Consider the following 20965-nt stretch of genomic DNA (forward strand, 5'->3'; position numbering starts at 1 on the left):
TGGACTTTCTCGACACTCTGACCACCCATGAGGGTGATTATTTTAAGCCATTATAACATTTGTACTCAAAGTATCCCGCAGCTGCTGCAGATTTTTCATCCGTAAAACGTTCACTCGCTTTAAAGGGAGCTGGACATGAATCTCTATAAAAATATTTCATTCTAGTATCTGGTTCTATGCCACCGATAATGTCTTGCTTTCTGACGACTCTCCCACCACCAAATCCATAGTTATTGTAATACCTGTCTCCGACCGGAATGCCTTGGATAAACGCGATCAGACCCACATCATCTATCGTGTTGTACCACTCCTCTTGCGGAATGATCGGTAGTGTGAATGTATAGGATATGCCGTTACGTGCAGCTTTTTCGTTATGGACATTAATCATTCGCGCCAGGTCCTCTTGAACGCTGCCAACAATAGTGGAACGACGTATTTGCTCAAAAGTTTCTGAATTATTCAGTAAAGATATAGGAGTCTGATCCTGAAGTTCCTTTTGAAAGCCCTCCACCCACCTGTGATTCCGCGCATCGTATGCGTGCACATAATTATCCAAGCTGAACCCCACACTGTTGCCTACTGAATCAACAATAGCATATGGCTTTTTTTCGCTCCATTTGTGGGCAATAGCAGCTTGTCCACGCTCGTCTGTATAGGCTTCTGAAGTGAACGCATAATAACCGTCATAATCCAGAATTACAATGGCTGGTATATAATCCAATAATGCACGTTGTGCTACTATATCCTCATCAATGCCTACATTAAGAAAAAGGGTATGCAGGAACGTGTTCAGCGCTGCTTCTTTATCTACACGAAAAAACTTATCCGATCCGTATCCGGCCTCGCGTTCCTGACGTTCATTCTGTGAGAGCACGACCCCTGCATCCTGAACTGCGGTACGAAGAGCTGACGTATATTTCATTTCTAGCTGCTGCACTTCACGCTGATTCTGCACCCGTAAGTCACTAACTACACCAAAGGGCAAAAACAAAAGTATAAATATGACTGCAAAATCAGTAATCTTCATTCAGAACCATGCCCCCGTAAGAAGCTGTAACTGCCGGCTTGCCGCTATCTGCCCCACCGAGAAGCCATGATTTGTACAAGTTCGCAGGAGTCCGATTCGTATTATGTAACCGGACCGTAAAATAATCCCCGGCCATCAAGGTATACCGACGTGTCTGATCTGATTTTGGCTGCTGATTGTCAGGAAACAGTACAGGCAAGATTTGCGGATTATAGTACCCATCATATACAGTTTCATAGTTGCCTAGGAAACTGTCTGGCTTCGCGGCATCCGCATAGTCCGGTACATACTTTTTGTGCATATGCTCCAAGTCAACTTCGTACGTATTGCCTGTCAGTTCCAGATCACGCATAAAATCGTTATACATCGTCGGTGTAATGTAACCTTTGGTTCTTACCATATCAACAAAACGTACAGTTGAATGATATGTATTTAACCCGGATATATCATCCTGCCGTTCAGCAGCTTGAACTGCGGGTACGATGTACAAAAGCAATACAGCGAGCAGCGTCCCCAACAACTTGGATATTGTTTGAACCACTTCAGTCTTCCCCCAATTTCTCAAAACGTACAGATGTTATGTCCCCATTCCCATTACGCTGTGGATACATGGAATATAAAGAGGAAGCATCCAGGGCAGATACATCAGGCTCAAATGGTTCAGAATACACATCGTACTCTGTCCCGTCGACTTGAACCGAAATCCCCTCCTGTAAGTTCATGCGAATTGCCTGTATGACCTGAGCTCCTTTAATCCGTTCCGGCAATTCCACCCGAGCAGTACGGGCTATTCGCCCTTCAGAATGCTCCTCTTGCTGTGATCTTAATTCCAGTGCACCATCCAGCTGGCTGGACAAGTCTGCTGCCGTTACACATGCGGTTATGAACAGAATAACTGACACACCAAGCCGCAGCATACTTGAAGCGTGATCAGACATACTCTCATCCCCCTTATGATTATTATCTTTGCTGTAGTGCTTAGGACTGGGTAAACAACAACCCACGGACAACGTTCGATTTGTCCTTTACGATTTCAGCCTTGAATTTGCCACTTGGATTTACGTATTCATTCTCTTTCTCATTAAGCGTATTCGTGATTTTCCCAGTCTTATCACTGCCACCATTCACTGCGCCATACTGTTCACTGTCTGGGCTAATGTTCAGAGCATTACCGTACCACTGGCCTGCCATATTTTTACCGGTTTTAATCTGAATGCCGAATTGGTCCTTCCCCTGAAACTTCCGTAGCGCGTTGGTCACCTGGGAACCGCTAATCGTTGTGCCGTCATATACCGTAAAAGAGGCTTGAGACAATTCGGTCTGGATATCAGCAAAATTGTTTTGTGCCGTTTTAGTCGCCTCCTGGGCTGAAATAAACAGTATAACTACAATCGTAATTAGAGCGATGGTCAAAAATATCCCAGCGGCTACCTTTAAAGCTGTTGATGCGTTATTCATATTTTTCTCTCCTCAGCTTGTTATTTTGTATTAGTCATAATAGAACTTTCTTACTGAATTTTTTGTATTTGCTCATAATAGTTATCCATTTGAACAAAACTCATGCCGATCAACGGAATCACCAAATATAAAAAGATAAGACCATACATCGGGGCAAAGCCAATCATCCTTCCCCAGATAGCCTTGCTGTCTATTATTTTTTCATACTCCTGTTTTCTTTGTTCGAAATAGTAGGACATATGGGATTCCAAATCATCAAAGGCCTCTCGAATCGTAATTTTACCCAAAGACAAATGGAGCTTGTCCACTAGACGCTGAAACTCCGGCAAAGGTGCCTCTTCTTTTAATAAGTCAAGAGCTGCCTCTGGCCCATGTTCATAATGAAGCAAACATTTTTGCAGAGGTCTTTTGAATATAACTGAAAATCTGTTCAGCCACTCCAATATTTCCTCGACAGACATTCGTTCCATAACCCGCAAAATGGAAATAACTGTTTGAAATTGATACACCTCGTGCCTCATATCCAACCGACGCATTTTTCGTTGCAAATATAATAAAAGCATAGGCATTTGATAGGCTACATACCCAACAATCAAACTAATCAGCACTTCCCACCACTTGATGTATTCATCATTCCAATCTTTCAGCTTTTGGAGAATACGCCGAGTATTTGTGGATAGCTGTTCAGGAGTAACAGTTCCATTGGCATTATGTTCTAAAGCAGCGTACGTTCGTTCGTATGTGCTGTCCGCTCTCATGTTCAGCAAATGCATGATTTTGCGATCAATCCCACTCTGCTTCAAAGCTTCTTTTTGCTCCATCGGACTTAAATGTCCAAACATTTGACCCGATTGTACCGGGGCGTGAAGGATATGCGTTTTCTCAGCTTCATGTAAAAAAAATATCGTACTAATACTGAGCACCAAACCTACGATAAAAAGAGCTATTCTGCGTATGTAGAGCCACTCCAGCTTTATCTCCGCACCACTTTCTTTTAATAGACGGGTTATCTGGAAATAAGAAGATATATGCTGACGCGGAATTAAAGAATCCACCACATTACGGATGATGGGAAAACGGTATAGCTTCTGTTCCCAAACCCTCCGTCCTCTACCCGCACGATATCCTGTTTCATCGGTCTGTTGAAGCTTCTGTAACAGAAAATAAGATACGATTATCACAATATAAACGGACAATTTCGTGATATAACCCAATTTTCCCTGATAAAACTCATCCATGGATGGAAAGCTGGATCTCGCCCATGTCTCGATTGGGGTGGTAAAGAAAACAGGTGCCAGTGCGATCACGTTTAGACTTTTTAATAGATAGTCCAGTTTATTTCTTCGCAGCAACTCCAACTGGATTTCGCGTGCGAGACTGCCGAGCCCCTTCAAATAAATGGAGCCCCCCTCCTCAATCCGATCACCAAACTCCATTACCATATACGAGATACCGGCAAATGCTTTTAAAAATCGATTAGGAGCCGACTCATAGTATCTTTCCAATGCTTCGTGCGGATCAACATCTGTTAGCGCCTCATGGATGAGTCGTGCGTGTCTCCCAGCCTCTGCCTCCGCCAAATCGGCCGCTTCGGATATGGCTTCCTCCACCATACCGTGCTGATGGTAATAATGACGTACATTGGCGAATAATTCGATCATCTGTGCAAGTAGCCTTTTTTCCATCCGGCTAATGGCCATATCCAAAATAAGACTGTTGATTACCACTCCGCATAAAACGGCCAATATAGCAAACTCTATTCCTGGCTTCATCATGACCAGTACAACGCCACTGCAAGCAAAAGCCCCCCAGATGAACAGTGTCATCTTCATAGTCTGTAGGCGAAGCTTGTACTCATCGTAGGCATGCTGACCAGCTAGTCGCTTACGTACACTCGTGATGTAGCCAGATAAGAAAGGGACCTTCATACATAGCGTGTACAACTTATGCAGTAAGGCTTGCAGCTCACGTTGCAGTACCGCTTTTCCCTTACGTCCTTCCTGCACAGAATAAATTCGTCCTCTGCGAACTGCATGACTACTACGCTTATGCAACCCCCACAAAACTATATATAGAAGCGCAAAGCTCCCACCTGATATAAGTAAAATCCATAATGAAATTTCTTTAAGACTCATAGTCTTCCTCCCAATAGCGGGTCAAAAAACTGCGGAAATCTCTGGCATCCTTTACATTCATCTGCTCACACATTTCTTTTGCACTTTTGGCTGTTAAGGGCTCCATCGGTATATAGCTTCCGTTCCGATATTCCATAACGTGGCGATAACTGTAGCTCAATGAAGCATTGGAGCCTGCATCCGTATGATCCGGGTCACACGGCACACATTCTGTGATCCGTTCGATGTAGCGTCGCCCCTCCGCATCACGTTTGAGATGCACATCAAAGTTAATGACATGAACTACCTGTTCCTCAGCGATGCCTTCATGCTGAAATACTCCTGTTTTGAGCAATGAATTACGAAGTGAAAACACGAGATCACGAAATGTTTTGGCATGATGAGTAAAAATGGTGAACAGACTGGCAACCTGCGACATTTGAATCATCCAAGCAGCTACTTCATCACTTGCTACTTCGCCTAGGATATTGACGGTTCCATCTGTTTTTTTCTGCAAGTCAAGCCCTTGTTGTCCTGAAATATGGTCCGTTTCTCGAAAGGTAAGAATGTTACGGCGACTGTAAATGCTGCGCAGATGCAGTTCAAAGGCCATTTCCTGAACACGAAGCGTATACGAAGCATAAATATGCTTGACCATCGCCATTAACAACGTCGTCTTACCTGAACCCTGCGCGCCTGTAATAGCAGTAATCCGGCTGCCTTTCATTAAATAAGAAAGTAGTTGGATTGGAAAATCAGCATTCTGTCCCTTAATTAACTGTTCCAGCGATGCGCTTTGAATATCGAATTTACGAACAAAGAAAGCCCACGATTCTGAGAAAGGAGGGCGCACCACCACTACCCGTGACCCATCCTTCATTTCGTTGACCTTATAACCATTCGCTTCGGAAAGCTGGCCCGGGTAATTGTATTTGTAAATATTTTGGCACACCCTTTTAAGTTCACGCTCAGATCCGAAGGAAAGGAACGAAAGATGGATCGTTTTACCTTTATAAAAAATCCACACGCTCTCATAACCATTGGCAGTAGACGCAGATGTTTGTTCAAATGCATACCCATCCGAAGGCCAGTCTGATGATGCAGGAATCCCACCTTCCGGCATACCACTGACACCCCCACTTACACCGTCGATCCGCTGGTCACGAATATCATCAATGACGGAAAAGCCTTTGTAATGCTGATAAATGCGCTGGACAATAATATCCACTTTCTCCAAAAAGGAAAGAGGGCGGTACTCACAGTCATAGATATAACGAATATCCTCTGCGGTAACGAGATAACTTCCATCTTCTTCACCTTGCTGTGAATACCTCATTTCGGCCAAGTCATAAGTATCCAATAAACGTGATAGTGCATCAGCGCCAAACTTCTGCTGGTATTGGTAAAATATAATTTCGAATTGATCCTGTATGCTAAACAACTCAGGTCTGGAGAATGGCATAACAGTATCGACGATTTTCTCGTTCAAGCCGTAACCGTTAATCAGAAGCTCAGCCATCAGATTTTTAACAAAACGTTTATCTCCAATGCTGCCATTGGCACAGTCCTTTAACGCCCTGCGTAGTTCCGCCCTTTGATGGATACGCCGTCTATATTCCTCTTCATGCAATCCGGCATCCGCCATCTGGCTATGACTCAGTTCATGAAGTGCATTTTTGATATACTCTATTAATGTTTCGAATGTGGCATCTTCGTTCTTTTTTTCTACCCGAAGGGTTGAATGTCGCGAGTGAAGATTCCCTCGATATTTAACAATAATCAGTACGATGCACATCAGTACTATGCAGGTAAGAATCAATCCGTTGATCATTTGAGCGGACAGCATTTAAGCGCCCCTCTCCAAAGCCTTGAGTCGAAGATCGGACTCTGCCGCCTCCAGAATAGCTTTGCTGATATGTCGTATACTCTGCGCCCATCCTACGGGCATAAAAAGCTTGCGATGCTGCTCTTTTCCACTTCGTACCTCACGTTGCACATGGCCGATCACATCCCTGCGGTTCCATGCGTCCATAAATCCGGTGCTATAAGGGACTGTATACAAAGCACCTTTGTAGCCATATCTCCTGCGAATATTCGTTTCATTCACTTGAGAATGCACATCATATTTCCCAAGTACTATTAATAAGGGCAATGATGAGTAGGTAGATAACGGAGACACGGACTCAAAATAAGCATCTAATTCTCGCATATTCTGAGTGAGTGAAAGAACGGCCAGTTTGGCTCGTGCACATGCTTCATGTTGTACAGCCCCCCACCCTGCTCCACTTCCTGCATCAATCAGCGTTAAATCATAATATTGATTCGCTGTATCTATTACTGCCCGTACAAGCCCTGGAGATAGTAACGGCGGTGCAGCTCCAAAGGTGGAGGTTCCCTCAAGTACATCCAAAGTATGTTCGAGTACAGGTGTCGTATAATTACGAATATTTTCTTTAGACAGTGTCCCTCGCAGAACTAAACGTGCGGCAGCATCCCAGCCCCCTTCCTGAAGCTGTAGGGTTGGATCGTCCATACCATACTCTTGTATAGGTAATCCTGATTCAATACCGGTATATCTACGACCTAAATGTGTCAATAATAGTCTTCCTCTATATAGATTCCCTATGGTAATTGCTATTGCTGCCGCCAAAGAGCTACTTCCACTAGCCCCCTTAATGGGGCTCCAAAACAAAATGGTACTCATGCCCTACTCCTTTCCGCACGCTTTAGCGCACGACGACTCACTTTTAATTCCCAACTCATCCATTCCCCAATACAACGGCATAATTCTTTCTTATACATTCTGGATAGCGGTTTTAGTAGTAGCTGTTTTTTATGCTCATTTTCCAGTTTCAGAGCAAGCAGCCCCTCATCCCATGGCAGAACATATGGCTCTTGCTGCCAAGAAGCCGGGAAATGGTTCATGTATTCCCACAGATACGGCTCCTCCACACCACAATCCACAGCCTGTAAAAATAGCTTGTGAAATACAAGATCTTTGGGGAATTCGGGTTGACTGAATAAATGCTCAAGCCAATTCTGTCCGTTGTGCATTAGCATACGGCTATAATCACTGACCCAAACTCGCAGTTCTGCCCCTTTCCAAACAGAAATTGGACAAAAATCAGGTAACTCTACATCCAAAATAACAATGTCATAAGCCTGCTCCGCCTTTTGATCAGTCATCATAACGGTATGCAGGTCTTCCCATGCTGTAAATCCAATTGCTACATCAAAACCACTAAACTGCGTAATGGGAAGTGGTTTGTCGAGCATCCCTATGCTATACCGATACTGTCCCCGCAGCGTAGCATCCACAAGCAGTACCTGTTGGCCGGAAGCTGCTAATATGCTGCTGATATATAACAAGGTATCGCTTTTGTCACAAAGCCCGGCAAATATCCATGTTTTCATACTTCCGTTCCTTTTCTCTCATTTATTTGGCATACGGATCAGAGCTTTCGCCCTGCGTCAGAATCTTTGTTTGTTCTTGATGATCCTGCTCGTTCTCATATTCATTTCTTGTATCATCTATCCCGCTTGCTGGGTTTTCTATAGTAGCACCCGCATGCTGGGCTACAATTTCCTCACTCAAACTTCTTTCCACGGGTGTTGAAATCACATTGTTTGACGCATTAATTGCATTTTCAAGCGAATCCCGCAGCTGCTTGGACAGCTTTTGTTCAGCCACGCGTATCAAATTCGGATCACTATTCATTAACGCTAACACCTGCGCATTAGGCGGATAGGTCGGGATTGCCTTGGGCTGAAATTGGGGATCGACATATGTCAGGGCATAGATAGATGCTTTATGCAGATTAGCATCAACAATCGCACTCGAAAGCGATAATATTTCCTGCTCATTCAAAGTGACCCAGACAATTGGACCTTCCAGTCGAGAAATCTTCTTCTTAGATAATAGAATGTAATCCTGCCCTGTTGGAAATTGAATGCGGATATCCACTTCGTCACCCGACTTGAGGCTGTTGGGCAATACTACCACCTTTAGCTCACGGTTGCGTAAATCTTTAGGTGTGGGCTCATCAGCAGTAACCATGGCCGATGTAAGCACAGATCCCTTTTTTAGCTCAATCTTGGCTGTGGTACCGGAAACCTCACTTTTATCTGTCAGCAAATTTGATGGGGCCTGAGAACCGGGAACTTTAATTCCCTTCAAATCATTAGATGCAATCTGTTCGCCGGGGGAAATGTCACGGACAACCGCCCAACCTTTTTTCGCGGTTCGTTGCTCCTGTTCGTACACTTTCCATTTCTGCTCTGCCTCTACTTCAGCCTGTTTCCTGACCTCATCCATTTGATGGATATTAACCATAAGGTAGCCAGCAAAGATAATGCCAACAATTCCTGCGCCAATACAACCGGCGTATAGCTTTTGCTTACTGCTTTTTCTTAGCTTGGACACACAACTTCTCCCCTGCCTCTTTTTGATATATACCGTTTTATTTAGCGCTGTCGTTTAAGGAATCCGAAGCGTTTTTTCCGGGTATCTGGAATGACTCCGCGAAACAGCTCGTCCAGCACCTGATCCACCTCATCATCTCGTTCGAACGGGTCTGAGTGGAACGGTAAAGCAAATACTTTATCGTGATCCAGCTCCTTACGAAGCCTGCGAACCGCCTCCGAGGTTGCCAATGGCAAGCAGTAATTCCATTTATGCTGTGGGTGGCGCTGAAGAGATCGGGCTAGCCCTGCTATATCCTGAACTCTCCATTCGGCCCCTGAGCCAACGACAAGCGGATAATCGGCTCTCAAGAATTCTTCCAGTCGTTCATTGTCCTGCCCACTCCCCAGGTCCAGTACGATAAATCTATAGGAACCACCCAACAAAGAAATGACATCCGCACGAGATGTTTGCCGCCAGTAGTGTACTCCATCAACTTCAAAACGCCGACTTGAACTCGATTGTCCAACGGATGTGCCTTCTACGACTTCTTGAAGTCGGGCAAATGCTTTGGCTGTGCTGTGCAGCTCAACCAAAGCTACGGAGCGGGACCTTCGAGCCAGATAGTGGCTCACCGCAATTGCTGTATGAGTAGCACCGGAGCCGGCAGAGACACCCAATACAGCCACTACCCTTGTACCTGCATAATCCATTGAGGCATCATTAACGGATATTCCTTGTTGAGCAGGCTGAAAATCCGCACTGTGCCGCAGTTCTCCAATGACCTCCCCGGCAGATTGAAATCGTTCCTCAGGATGCTGACGCAGCAGTTTTCGAATCACCGGGATCAAATGGCGGGGCAATTCTCCGCGAATATACCCTTCTACTCCCGCAGTCCACTCGCTATATTTGCCTCCTGTACATAGATACAATAGCAGCGCTCCCAAACTGTATAAGTCTGAACGAGCATCCGTCTGACCTGCTCCATATTGCTCCGGGGCAGCGAAGCCCACTGTGCCCAGCTTTACCGTATCTTGATCCAGTTCAGCCTTATAGCTCCTCGCTATTCCAAAATCAATCAGTATAAATTCCATTTCCGGTGTCAGCATAATATTCGTCGGTTTCAGATCCCGGTAAATGACTGGCGGTTGACGGGTATGCAAATAATCCAACACATCCAGTACCTGCAAAGCGAATGGGACGATCTGCTCCTGTGGAATATAGCCTTCATAGCCCTTCATGTATGCTTCCAGCGTAATTCCCTCGATGTAATCCATGACCAGGTATACCGCACCAGATCGAGGATGCTCAAAAAAATCAACAATTCTCGGTAAACGTGGATGACTCAGCGAAATCAGCATCTCTGCCTCCGTACGTACAAGCTTCATCACTTGTGGCCCGGCAACCGACTCCTTCACCGCCCATTGCTTGCCTGGCAGTTTTAAATCCTCTGCCATGAACACGCGGCTCATTCCTCCCGAACCCAATGTGCGAACAATACGGTAACGCTCACCGACAATGGATCCGAATTCCAACTGTGATGGTTGCTTCATTATTCTCCTACCTCCTTTCTAAAGCAGACAACGCAAAAAAGGGAAAGCTGCCGCAAAATCAAATTTCCATGTCGCCATGAAAACCGTTTTCGCGGGATGCTTTCCCTTGATTTAAACATGATTATTATTTTTAAGGAACAATTTGGATTTATTATATAGCACACCTGTATCTATTGTAAAGTATTATTTTCCATACTTGATCATGTACAGGGTAATTTCATCTCGGTTATGGAATAGCTGCTTAGCTCGCTGAATCTGCATGCCGGACTCCTCAAATGAAGCAATTACATCATGAATGAGCGCCAAGGGCTTTTTATGCATTAGCTTGACCGTAACGATAGCAGTACCACCACTTCGCAAACTATATAGTAAATCAGTAACGAGCCTTGCCATTTGCTTAGGACTCCAGCTCATATCACAAACCAGCAGATCGAACGAATTCTCTTTAAATTTGACTTCACTTGCATTTTTACGCAAAAAAGTCAGATTGGCGTACTTCATCAGTGATGGCTCCATCTTTGCCGGATCAACCGCTGTAACTTTCAGTCCCCGCTCCAGTAAGAAGGAAGTCCAACCACCCGGTGCTGCTCCAATATCCAGTCCCTGACGGAAAGCACCAAAATCTATGCCGAACGTTGCTTCCGCTTCCAATAGCTTGAATTTGGCACGAGAAATTTGTCCATCTTCTTTTTGAAAACGAACCGCGCCTCCGCTCCAATCCGATAGGTTATCCTCAGGACGTGATACACCTGCATACCACGTATCTGTATCTGCAAAAACGGACACAATAAGATCGGCGCCTTGTACTGTCTGCTCCATAGGTAGATCACTTATTTGTTCACTCAAAGCCTGCTTGAGCGCACCTGCGCTTTCAGTCCAACTGCTATTAGATCCTTTGCGCACTTGTAAAGAAACACGTTGATCCATCAGTTCCTTGCGGTTACGGATGAATGCAACCAGCCGTTCCTGCACCTGAACCAGGTCCGTTCCTTCTTCCTGAAAATGAACAGGAAACAAGTGACGTAAAAACATCGGCGGCTGAGCTGTAATTGTCCTCACTGCCTCAATTTCTTCCGCAGGTAATGTAGCCATAAAAATTTCACCAGGTAAAAGCATTGTGCTTTTTACAGAGCCAAATAATCTTCTAAGCTCCTCTTGAGCATAGGGTGCAAAACCGTGATTGGCCGTACAAACAAATCTTGATGATGACAAAGTAGATTCACTTTGTTCATCTGTACTCATATTTAGTTCCTCCAAAATAACATTACCCTCCAGTGCACACCCGAATCCAGGGACGTTCTCCATCCCAATCCAGCTCAACCGGAACTTCATATGTGTGCATAATCAATTCTTTCGTTAAAACTTCTTTTTTCGGTCCAGCTGCTGCGACCTTACCATCACGAATCAATGCAACATGCGTAAAGAGAGGGACAATCTCCTCAATGTGGTGAGTCACATAAACCACTGATAAGTCTCGCTTGCGGAGCCGATCAATCTCGACCAGCATTTTTTCCCGCTCAAATAGATCCAACCCGGCACAAGGCTCGTCCATAATCAGCAGACGAGGTTCTGCCATCAGTGAGCGGGCCAGCATCACCTTTTTACGTTCTCCTTGAGATAACGTCCCCAGTGGGTGATGAATCAAGTCGCCTAAATTCATACCCTCCAGCAAAGATATGGCCTTTTCTTTTGCCCCTCTCGGAATTTCCTGATAAAAGCGCAAAAAAGCATACGCACCTGTAGCGACAACTTCCCAAACGGGATCTTTTAGCGCCAGCTTTTCCAACAAGGTCTGGCTGATATATCCGATTTGTTTGCGAACTTCCCGCACATCACATTGACCATACATTTGCCCAAGCACTTCAACCGTTCCATGACTTGGAAACATATATCCTGTCATCATTTCCAGCAATGTTGTTTTACCGGAACCATTGCGACCCAGAATAGCCCAATGTTCACCTTCTCGTATGTCCAGGCTTACATCGTCCAAAATCCGTCTTTCTTCCCGCTGCAACGTAATGCTCTTCATGGATATCATTCCATCACGCTCCTTATTTTGCTCAGCAAGTGTTCTACAGATTCCATTTTGTAGATGATTTCAGGATTTTTGTTTTCACCATTATATATAAGAAGCGCAGGAACGCTGGATATCCGGTACTCCTGTACCAGTTCAGGAATATAGTTAATGTTGCTCTGCACCACTGCTTCTTCAGGGAGCAAATGCTCTGCTACCTCCAGCATTTTACGGGCAGCCGCGCATGTTCCGCACATGGGAGTGTACACAAACAAAGCCAGCTTGCATCCCTCCCATATGGCACGGCGCGCCTCTTTTTGTCCGATCTCTTTCATCGTTCAGACCCTTTTCTGATCTCTCGCATACGCTCTTCGGGTATGGGCCCGTTATGTACGGTGACTCCCTCTGGCTTATTCGCATAGAGTAGCTCATACATGGCTCGCCGCCCCTCTGGACTGGACGAATGCAAGTAAATTTCACGTGGATATAGCCGTTTCTCTGCGATAGCAGCAGCCACATCCTTTCCCGTAGGCTGACCTGGACCCAAATCATAATCTAGCGATAGTATCGAAATAGGGTATTCATGAAGCAGCAGCAGACACTCATCCGCATCTCTTGCCAGCTTAAAGCCCGGAGGACAAGGCCGATAATCGTCCATAAACAAATACATCAACTTCTCCTCCTTTTTCCATATATGCAAGCTCACAAGCCTCAAAGATAGTTATTATCAATCAGACCAATTTACTCCCAGCTTAGAATCATTTGAATATCCTCCTGATGTGTCCCATCAGGTCCCGTCTCACTCTCCAAAACGATAGGAATACCTCTTACAGCCTCCTGATCTGTCATCCAACGCATGCCCTCAGTACCAATGTAGCCTTGTCCCACACGGGCATGTCTGTCTTTTTTAGAGCCATATGGGTATTTAGAATCGTTCAAATGAACTCCACACAGAGCGGACCAATAGCCGAGACGATTCCCTTTTTCGATCAAAGCCTCGTCCATTCCACCGTTCCACAATCCCGCTGCATATGCATGACAAGTGTCTAAGCAAAAGCCGATACTGTCAGGATACCGGCACAGCTGACGGATCTGCACCATTTCCTCAAGCGTGGTTCCCATGGGTCCATGATCTCCCGCCTGATTTTCGATCAATATTTTAGCATTTCCCTGCCAGCCTTCCAGCACATCATTAAAACAGTTAATGATATTACGGTAGCCCTCTAGAGGGTCTAACGAATGCATATGACCAAAATGAACGACAATCCCTTTTGACCCACAGGCTTCAGCAATATCCAGATCATTGCGTAATGAAGCAATCGTCAGCTCATAAAGTTCCTGACCACGCTCGGACCCATGAGCCGGATTAACGGGATATGGTGAATGAGCAATGGATTGAAGCTGGTGCTCTAAACAGTAAGCGTTGCAAGCAGCAGCATCAGTAGCACTCCATTCCTTCAGCCTAAGACTACGAGGATTTTTCGGGAAATATTGAAATGAACGCCCCCCCTGCTCTCGCGCACGCATAGCGGCTTTGGAAAAGCCACCACGCGTACTCACATGGGAGCCGATGAGCAATTTAGGCATCATGCTGCTGTACCGGGCAATAAAATGCTTTTTTCCCCGCCAGTTCAACCCTTACAATTTTCCCGCCACTTGGAGATTCTTCTCCTTCGCGGTCATATACTCGGCACTGATGATCAAATCCACCTGTTAGCGTGTCCCCCTCCATTAGAGGCATTTCCATGTACCCGCCTTCCGCTGTAGCTTCACGTAGTACGGATTGAGTGGCATGATATAGCTTTTCCACTTTTTCTGGCGACTGCACAATGTTCTGTACTTTGGAACCCGGTGTAAATCCGGCGATATAAGCAATTTCGTCTGAATAACAATTGCCAATACCCGAAAAAATCTGCTGATTCACCAGCATTGTTTTCAAAATCCCCCGGCGTCCCTTCAGCCGTGCTGTAAACTTTTCCAACGTCATGCGACGGTCTAACGGATCAGGTCCCAGGTCTGACAAAGCTTCTTCTGTTTCTTTAGCCGTTAGCAGGTGCAGATAACCTAAGCGCAGTCCGATAAAATAAAGCTTTACTCCACTAAAATCTAATTCGATTTGAACTGTACGATCTGGACGCTGCTCCTCCGTTCCCAGATATAACAGTCCTCCGAGCATCAGATGAAGTACGAGCCGCCCGCCCGTGTTTAAATGAAAAATCAAATGCTTGCCTCGACGCTCTAAATATACAACGGTCGTTCCCAGCAATTGCTTCTCAAACGTTTCCACTTCAGTATTAATGGACTTTTCACGGCTAACCGTAACTCCAGTAATCGGAATGTCCAAAATTTGTTTTGATAATAAGATTCTGTAGTTTTCCATTTCAGGAAGTTCCGGCATAAAACATCTTTCCTTTCGTAGCTACATAGCTTTTAATTCTCGCAAGTTTTGTAAAACATATACTTTCTATTATTTCAGCTCTTCTTTCATCCAGTCCCGCAGTTCAGCGAGATTGTCAAACATCAGGTCAGGTTTCACTCCAACGGTACGCACATGCTCGTCCATATTAGCGCGGGTCGTCACGCCCGACAGGATCAGAGCTGTTTTACAACCTGCTGCTGCACCTGCCGCAATATCTGTAAGCATATTATCGCCCACAACCAGAGCTTCATCCGCCCTAATGTTTAAGCGGTTCAGCGCATAGTTCATCAATACGCTTGAAGGCTTGCCGATGACAATAGGCTTCACCTGTGAAGCCGCTTCAATTGCAGCTCCAATCGTACCTGCACCTGGCGTTAGCCCATCATGTGAAGGCAATTGGAGATCCGGGTTTGTCAAAATAAAAGTTGCTCCTTCCCGAATCCAGCGCATGGCAGCGGCCAGCGCATCATATGTAAATTGACGATCTATCCCCTGCACCACATAATCAGGATGGTTCTCAACAAGCTGCAAACCGGCACCTGTGAGTGCATCGCGTAATCCTGTTTCACCAATACAAAATACACGAGCTCCAGGACTTTGCTGTGCAACATATTGTGCAGCTGCTAACGCCGAAGTATATACTTCATGGCTGGCCGCTTCAATTCCCATACCAACCAAATGCTCAGCCACCGAATCGGGTGTACGTGAAGCATTGTTTGTAACATAGGCATAAGGTATCTGGTCTGAACGCAATTGGGATATGAACAGATCCGCACCCTTGATCATCCGATTTCCATGATAAAGTGTTCCATCCAGATCAATTAGTAACGATTTTATCGCAATCCCCTCCCCCACTTCAAATCCATTCACATCATAGCATTAAAAATTATAATTCATCCCATGAACGATGTTCTCCTTCTTATTTAACCACCTTAATTATTCAGGTCATAAAATAATCGGCCGTCTCTATTCATCTTATCTATCTTAAGTCAAAAATGCTTATGAAGTCCATGAATTGCTGGTAAACCGTCCAAAATAGTGCCATTCCTCGCTAAAAGCCGTCGCTTTCCCATGACATAAGTTCACTTCTTCGTCGAAATCCATCGAAGGCGCTATTTCCTCAAAGGAAATCTCCTGTATTTCCTGGTCATGCTCAAGAAATATAATCCTTTAAATTCGATATATAGAAACTCGAATAGGACACGCCTCCATATGTGGTAGAACAAATTCATCCCCCACCACCCTGCACGGGTTCTCATCTCTTGTCGCATCCTGCGCTTTCCCGGAAAATAATTTCGGTGAAAAACAAAGGCACCGAGGCAAGCCCCGGCACCCATGCACATATCTTCTCCAATCGTTTATTAACCGATATCGGATACCGGTAACAACACATGCTGCTCCGCAAGCAATGAATTAGGAAATATGCTTTGTGCTTCCTCCAGCAATGGCTGAAGCTGCTCCTGATCTTTATACCTAGAACTAAAATGCGTCATGATTAACTGACCCGCACCTGCGGCTTTTGCAGCTTCCGCTGCCTGAAGCGCTGTACTATGATGATACTCGTAAGCTGTATCTGCCAGTTCATGCAGAAAAGTGGCTTCATGAACGACGACAGTTGCATCTTGAGCCAGCACTACCGTATTCGGACAAGGTCTCGTATCCCCTAAAATCGTGATGATACGCCCTTTTTTCGGCGAACCCAGTACATCCTGAGGATGCAAAATAACTCCACCCTCTACCTCCACGCTTTCCCCACGCTTTAACTTACCGTACACCGGGCCGGGCTTAATACCATATCGCTCCAACAGCTCTTGGTTAAGCTTACCGGGCTTATCCATCTCTACAACTCGGTAGCCATAGCTGTCAATCCGATGATCCAGCAAAGCTGACTCTACCCGGAATTGTCCGTCATCAAACAAAACCCCGCCCGTATGCTCCACAATATGTAGTTGGTAATTGATACGCGATTGGCTGATCCCTAAAGACAGCTCGATATATTGCTGGATTCCAGGCGGTCCATATACCGTCAGTGGTGTCGTTCCCCCTTGATACGCTCTGCTCGACAGCAGTCCCGGCAGACCAAAAAGATGATCCCCATGCAAATGGGTGATAAATATTTTTTCAAGTCTGCTTAGTTTGAGCGGCGAACGCAATACCTCTTGTTGAGTGCCTTCGCCGCAGTCGAACAGCCACATGCTTCTTCGTTCTTCCAGCAAACGAAGAGCGATGGACGTTACATTTCGCTGAATCGTAGGCACCCCTGCATTTGTACCGAGAAAATAAAATTCCATAACATTAACCTTCTTCCTGCTGACCAGCAAAAAACCTCCGAAGCTCGGAGGGTATTTGCTATCCCATCTGATAAAGGTGTTAAACCTTTTCGACGTTAAAATACTGCGCCTGAGGGTGGCTGAACACCATGGCTGATACAGAAGCCTCCGGTTCCATCATAAACCCTTCCGTCAGCTCAACGCCAATATCCTCAGGTTTTAACAACTGGAACAACGGCCCCTGATCCTCTAGATCTGGACATGCCGGATAGCCAAAGGATACCCGAATGCCTTGATATCTGGCACCGTGTCGCTGTTTCATTGTCATATCGGCAGGGTCCGGGAACCCCCAGCTATCCCTGATAATATGGTGAAGCCGTTCCGCTAACCCTTCTGCTACTTCGAGTGCTACCGCTTGAAGTGCATGCGAGCGCAGATAATCTCCTTTATCTTTCCACTGGGTAGATATCTGCTGAATCCCATGACCAGCTGTAACGACCATGAAACCTACATAGTCCATAACTCCGGATTCCACTGATTTCAAGAAATCAGCCAGACATAGATAAGGCTCTACCTGCTGGCGCGGAAATGTAAATGTGTGCAGTACCTTGCTCACATCCGAGGGATCATAGATCAGAATTTGATCTCCTTGGGACTGCGCTGGAAAGAAACGATACATAGCATGTGCCTGGATGATTCCGTCTGTCACAGCTTCAAACATGATGCTGTCCACGGTTTCCTTCAACTGAATCGCTTTCGGATCTTCCGAAGCCAGCAGTTGTTCAACATTGCCTTTTAAACCAAGATGATGCCCCATTAGCATCTGCATATTCACGTAAGGCAAAATATAATTCAGTGGATAGTTGCGCAGTACATGGCGATCCGTATCTGGTGGAATATAAACGGGCAAATCCTGAGCAATATTAGAGCGCACAGCTCGAGTGAGCTTAGGGAGCGGCTTGGCTTCCACGACGATTGCCGCTTCCGCCTCCCGCTCAGCCTCCATGTCCTCAGCCATTTTTTTGCGGGACTCAGGATTCATAAGCTTATTGGCAATATCCAGACCATCCATAGCATCCTTTGCATAGGCAACCAGACCATCATACTCAGGACGGATACGATTTTTAGTGAACTTACGTGTTAAAGCAGCTCCACCCACCATTATTGGAATATCAATATTCGCATTTTTTAAATCCTGTGCGGTCAGCACCATTTGTTGTGCCGATTTAACAAGCAGTCCGGATAAGCCTATCATATCGGCCTTTTCTTCACGGTAAGCTTCAATAATGCGTTCTGGTGGTACTTTTATACCCAGATTCACGATATGGTAACCATTGTTGGATAGAATAATCTCCACCAGATTCTTACCAATGTCATGCACATCACCTTTGACTGTAGCCAACAAAATCTTACCTTTTACTGAGGATTCATTCTTCTCCATGAACGGCTCTAAATAGGCTACGGACGCCTTCATCACTTCAGCGCTTTGCAGCACCTCTGCAACAATCAATTCGTTATTGTTAAACAGTCGTCCTACTTCCTCCATCCCCTTCATCAGCGGGCCATTAATAATCTCCAGCGAAGAATATTTCACGAGCGCCTGCTCCAGATCCGGAATGAGTCCCTCTTTACTTCCCTCGACTACATAGGAAGCCAGTCGTTCTTCGAGCGAAAGGTTTGATATCTTTTCTTTTTTCTCCACTTTCTTGTTACGGAAAGCTGCTACAAAAGCGGATAAAGTATCGTCATTTGTTTTATAGATCAAGTCTTCCGCAAGTTTCCGCTCATGCTCTGGAATGGATGCATAACGTTCAAGCTTCTCAGTGTTTACAATCGCGTAGTCCAGACCTGCTTTGGTGCATTCATATAAATAGACGGAATTGAGCACTTCACGACCCGCTTCCGGCAAACCAAAAGATACGTTACTGATGCCCAGGATGGTATGTACCCCGGGAAGCGCTTCTTTAATAATGCGAATGCCCTCTATCGTTTCCTTAGCTGAACCGATATATTGCTCATCACCTGTTCCTACTGGAAATACGAGCGTATCAAAAATTAGATCCTCCGCTGCCAAACCGTAACGGTTCACCAACAGATCATAAGAACGTTTAGCTACCTCAAGCTTATCCTCACGTGAAATAGCCTGTCCGCGTTCATCAATGGTTCCAACAACAACAGCGGCGCCGTACTTATGAATAAGAGGAGCCATTTTCTCAAATTTCTCTTCACCATCCTCCAAATTAATGGAGTTAATAATCGCCTTACCTTGCGAATATTGAAGTGCTTTATCAATGACTTTAATATCCGTGGTATCAATCACCAAAGGTACTTTTACCTTGTTTACAACCAGTTTCAAAAACGCTTCCATATCCGTCATTTCATCGCGATCCGGGTCCTGCACACAAATATCAATGACATGCGCTCCGCTTTTTACCTGAGCGCGGGCAATTTCAGATGCCTCTTCATATTTGCCTTCCACGATCAAACGCTTGAATTTGCGGGAGCCTAGAACATTCGTTCGCTCACCAACCATATACGGACGATTGTCCTGTTCAATATATACAGGCTCAATGCCTGATACGGCAGGAGGATGATGACCTACCAGCGGACGTGGCTCAAACTGCGCCATACTTTCACTCATAACTCGAATATGCTCAGGCGTGGTACCACAACAACCCCCAGCAATATTCAGCCAGCCTTTTTCAGCGAAAGCAGCCATTTTACGTGCTAATGAATCAGGCGATTCATGGTATTGGCCATTTTCATCGGGCAAGCCCGCATTTGGATAACAGCTAATAGCTGCAGAGGACATTTCAGACAGAGAGCGAATATGATCACGCATAAACTCTGGACCTGTAGCACAATTCAATCCAATCGAAATTGGATGTAAGTGTTCAAGTGATATGCAAAAGGATTCGATATTTTGTCCGGCCAACGTCGTTCCCATAGGCTCAATCGTGCCTGAAATCATTAGCGGAAGCTCGATACCTGTCTGCTCAAAAGCCTGCCGAATTCCGATGCTTCCAGCTTTGACGTTAAGCGTATCCTGTGAGGTCTCCAAAAGGAGCACATCCACGCCGCCTTCAATAAGCGCCAAGGCCTGCTCTTGATAGCTGTCAATCAGCTCAGCAAATGTAACACCACCTGTGACAGACAAGGTTTTCGTGGTTGGACCCATAGCTCCTACTACAAAACGAGGCTTGCCCGCAGTGCTGTATTTATCCACCGCGTTACGCGCCAGTTTGGCTGCCACCAGATTAATTTCACGGGCACGTTCTGGTATATCGTAATCCGCCAAAACGACGGATGTTGCTCCAAATGTATTCGTTTCAATTAGGTCTGCCCCAGCCTCCAAGTAAGCTTCATGAATCCCTTGAATGACATCTGGTCTCGTTAAGACCAGCATTTCATTACAGCCCTCCAGCTCTTCCCCACCAAAATCAACGGGGGAAAGGTCTTCCTGTTGAATCATGGTGCCCATGGCCCCATCAAGAAGGAGTATTCTTCGTTGTAATGCATCCTGCAAGCTAACTTTATCCAAATTTCTTCACCCCCGCAAAACGTTAAATCCTAGTTTAGCAGAAACCGTATCATTTAGATAGATTGAAGTAAAAACATACGTTTTATACAGGTTGTTCTTTGTAAAAACGACTTCTCTAATCCATTTTTATAATTTGTAGCATTACAGAACGTACTTAACCCTGACCT

At 45.4% G+C, this 20965-nt stretch carries 19 protein-coding genes; all 19 read right to left on the minus strand.

Going from position 1 to position 20965, the window contains the following annotated elements; translation table 11 throughout:
- Nucleotides 1–37 precede the first annotated feature (37 nt).
- The 19 genes from ACYCSE_RS23625 to metH all read right to left on the minus strand — a co-directional run bounded on the left by ACYCSE_RS23625 (nucleotide 38) and on the right by metH (nucleotide 20798).
- On the minus strand, nucleotides 38–1027 hold the full coding sequence (locus ACYCSE_RS23625) for a hypothetical protein (protein ID WP_459700223.1): 990 nt from the start codon (nucleotides 1025–1027) through the stop codon (nucleotides 38–40).
- Nucleotides 1014–1568 carry a hypothetical protein gene (locus ACYCSE_RS23630; protein WP_322160835.1) on the minus strand — a complete coding sequence of 185 codons (555 nt, stop codon included), beginning with the start codon at nucleotides 1566–1568 and terminating at the stop codon, nucleotides 1014–1016. The genes ACYCSE_RS23625 and ACYCSE_RS23630 overlap by 14 nt, the downstream gene beginning before the upstream one ends.
- Nucleotide 1569: 1 nt before the next feature.
- Nucleotides 1570–1965 carry a hypothetical protein gene (locus ACYCSE_RS23635; RefSeq protein ID WP_459700226.1) on the minus strand — a complete coding sequence of 132 codons (396 nt, stop codon included), beginning with the start codon at nucleotides 1963–1965 and terminating at the stop codon, nucleotides 1570–1572.
- Between the two features lie 40 nt (nucleotides 1966–2005).
- A complete protein-coding gene (locus ACYCSE_RS23640) occupies nucleotides 2006–2485 on the minus strand; it encodes a hypothetical protein (protein ID WP_023988985.1) in 480 nt (159 codons plus the stop codon).
- 50 nt (nucleotides 2486–2535) lie between these two features.
- Nucleotides 2536–4620 (minus strand): hypothetical protein, encoded by a 2085-nt coding sequence (locus ACYCSE_RS23645; RefSeq protein ID WP_459700228.1) that lies wholly within the window; start codon nucleotides 4618–4620, stop codon nucleotides 2536–2538.
- Nucleotides 4610–6445: an ATPase, T2SS/T4P/T4SS family gene (locus ACYCSE_RS23650; protein ID WP_061831506.1), complete on the minus strand. Its 1836-nt coding sequence runs from the start codon at nucleotides 6443–6445 to the stop codon at nucleotides 4610–4612. The genes ACYCSE_RS23645 and ACYCSE_RS23650 overlap by 11 nt, the downstream gene beginning before the upstream one ends.
- The gene (locus ACYCSE_RS23655; protein ID WP_250261197.1) at nucleotides 6446–7303 is read right to left on the minus strand and encodes a hypothetical protein; all 858 of its coding nucleotides are present in this window, start codon (nucleotides 7301–7303) and stop codon (nucleotides 6446–6448) included.
- Nucleotides 7300–8013 (minus strand): hypothetical protein, encoded by a 714-nt coding sequence (locus ACYCSE_RS23660; protein ID WP_061831508.1) that lies wholly within the window; start codon nucleotides 8011–8013, stop codon nucleotides 7300–7302. The genes ACYCSE_RS23655 and ACYCSE_RS23660 overlap by 4 nt, the downstream gene beginning before the upstream one ends.
- A 22-nt stretch (nucleotides 8014–8035) precedes the next feature.
- A complete protein-coding gene (locus tag ACYCSE_RS23665) occupies nucleotides 8036–9022 on the minus strand; it encodes an SAF domain-containing protein (protein WP_459700231.1) in 987 nt (328 codons plus the stop codon).
- Between the two features lie 41 nt (nucleotides 9023–9063).
- Nucleotides 9064–10557: a protein kinase domain-containing protein gene (locus ACYCSE_RS23670; protein ID WP_459702565.1), complete on the minus strand. Its 1494-nt coding sequence runs from the start codon at nucleotides 10555–10557 to the stop codon at nucleotides 9064–9066.
- 180 nt (nucleotides 10558–10737) lie between these two features.
- Nucleotides 10738–11796, minus strand: a complete 1059-nt coding sequence (locus ACYCSE_RS23675; protein WP_459700233.1) for an SAM-dependent methyltransferase — start codon at nucleotides 11794–11796, stop codon at nucleotides 10738–10740.
- 22 nt (nucleotides 11797–11818) lie between these two features.
- Nucleotides 11819–12592 carry an ABC transporter ATP-binding protein gene (locus ACYCSE_RS23680; protein WP_250268511.1) on the minus strand — a complete coding sequence of 258 codons (774 nt, stop codon included), beginning with the start codon at nucleotides 12590–12592 and terminating at the stop codon, nucleotides 11819–11821.
- On the minus strand, nucleotides 12589–12903 hold the full coding sequence (locus tag ACYCSE_RS23685) for a thioredoxin family protein (RefSeq protein WP_061831513.1): 315 nt from the start codon (nucleotides 12901–12903) through the stop codon (nucleotides 12589–12591). Before ACYCSE_RS23685 ends, ACYCSE_RS23680 begins: the two co-directional genes overlap by 4 nt.
- Nucleotides 12900–13238, minus strand: a complete 339-nt coding sequence (locus tag ACYCSE_RS23690; protein WP_235309667.1) for a cyclic-phosphate processing receiver domain-containing protein — start codon at nucleotides 13236–13238, stop codon at nucleotides 12900–12902. The genes ACYCSE_RS23685 and ACYCSE_RS23690 overlap by 4 nt, the downstream gene beginning before the upstream one ends.
- A 71-nt stretch (nucleotides 13239–13309) precedes the next feature.
- Nucleotides 13310–14158 (minus strand): deoxyribonuclease IV, encoded by an 849-nt coding sequence (locus ACYCSE_RS23695; RefSeq protein WP_250261192.1) that lies wholly within the window; start codon nucleotides 14156–14158, stop codon nucleotides 13310–13312.
- Entirely contained in the window at nucleotides 14148–14966 is an 819-nt protein-coding gene (locus tag ACYCSE_RS23700) for an Fpg/Nei family DNA glycosylase (RefSeq protein ID WP_322163391.1), read from the minus strand. The genes ACYCSE_RS23695 and ACYCSE_RS23700 overlap by 11 nt, the downstream gene beginning before the upstream one ends.
- Before the next feature lie 69 nt (nucleotides 14967–15035).
- On the minus strand, nucleotides 15036–15842 hold the full coding sequence (locus ACYCSE_RS23705) for a TIGR01457 family HAD-type hydrolase (RefSeq protein ID WP_459702566.1): 807 nt from the start codon (nucleotides 15840–15842) through the stop codon (nucleotides 15036–15038).
- Nucleotides 15843–16348: 506 nt separating this feature from the next.
- Entirely contained in the window at nucleotides 16349–17278 is a 930-nt protein-coding gene (rnz, locus tag ACYCSE_RS23710; protein WP_459700238.1) for a ribonuclease Z, read from the minus strand.
- A 79-nt stretch (nucleotides 17279–17357) separates the two neighbouring features.
- Nucleotides 17358–20798 (minus strand): methionine synthase, encoded by a 3441-nt coding sequence (gene metH / locus ACYCSE_RS23715; RefSeq protein WP_459700240.1) that lies wholly within the window; start codon nucleotides 20796–20798, stop codon nucleotides 17358–17360.
- Nucleotides 20799–20965: the final 167 nt, after the last annotated feature.

This window comes from Paenibacillus sp. SEL1, assembly GCF_054602535.1.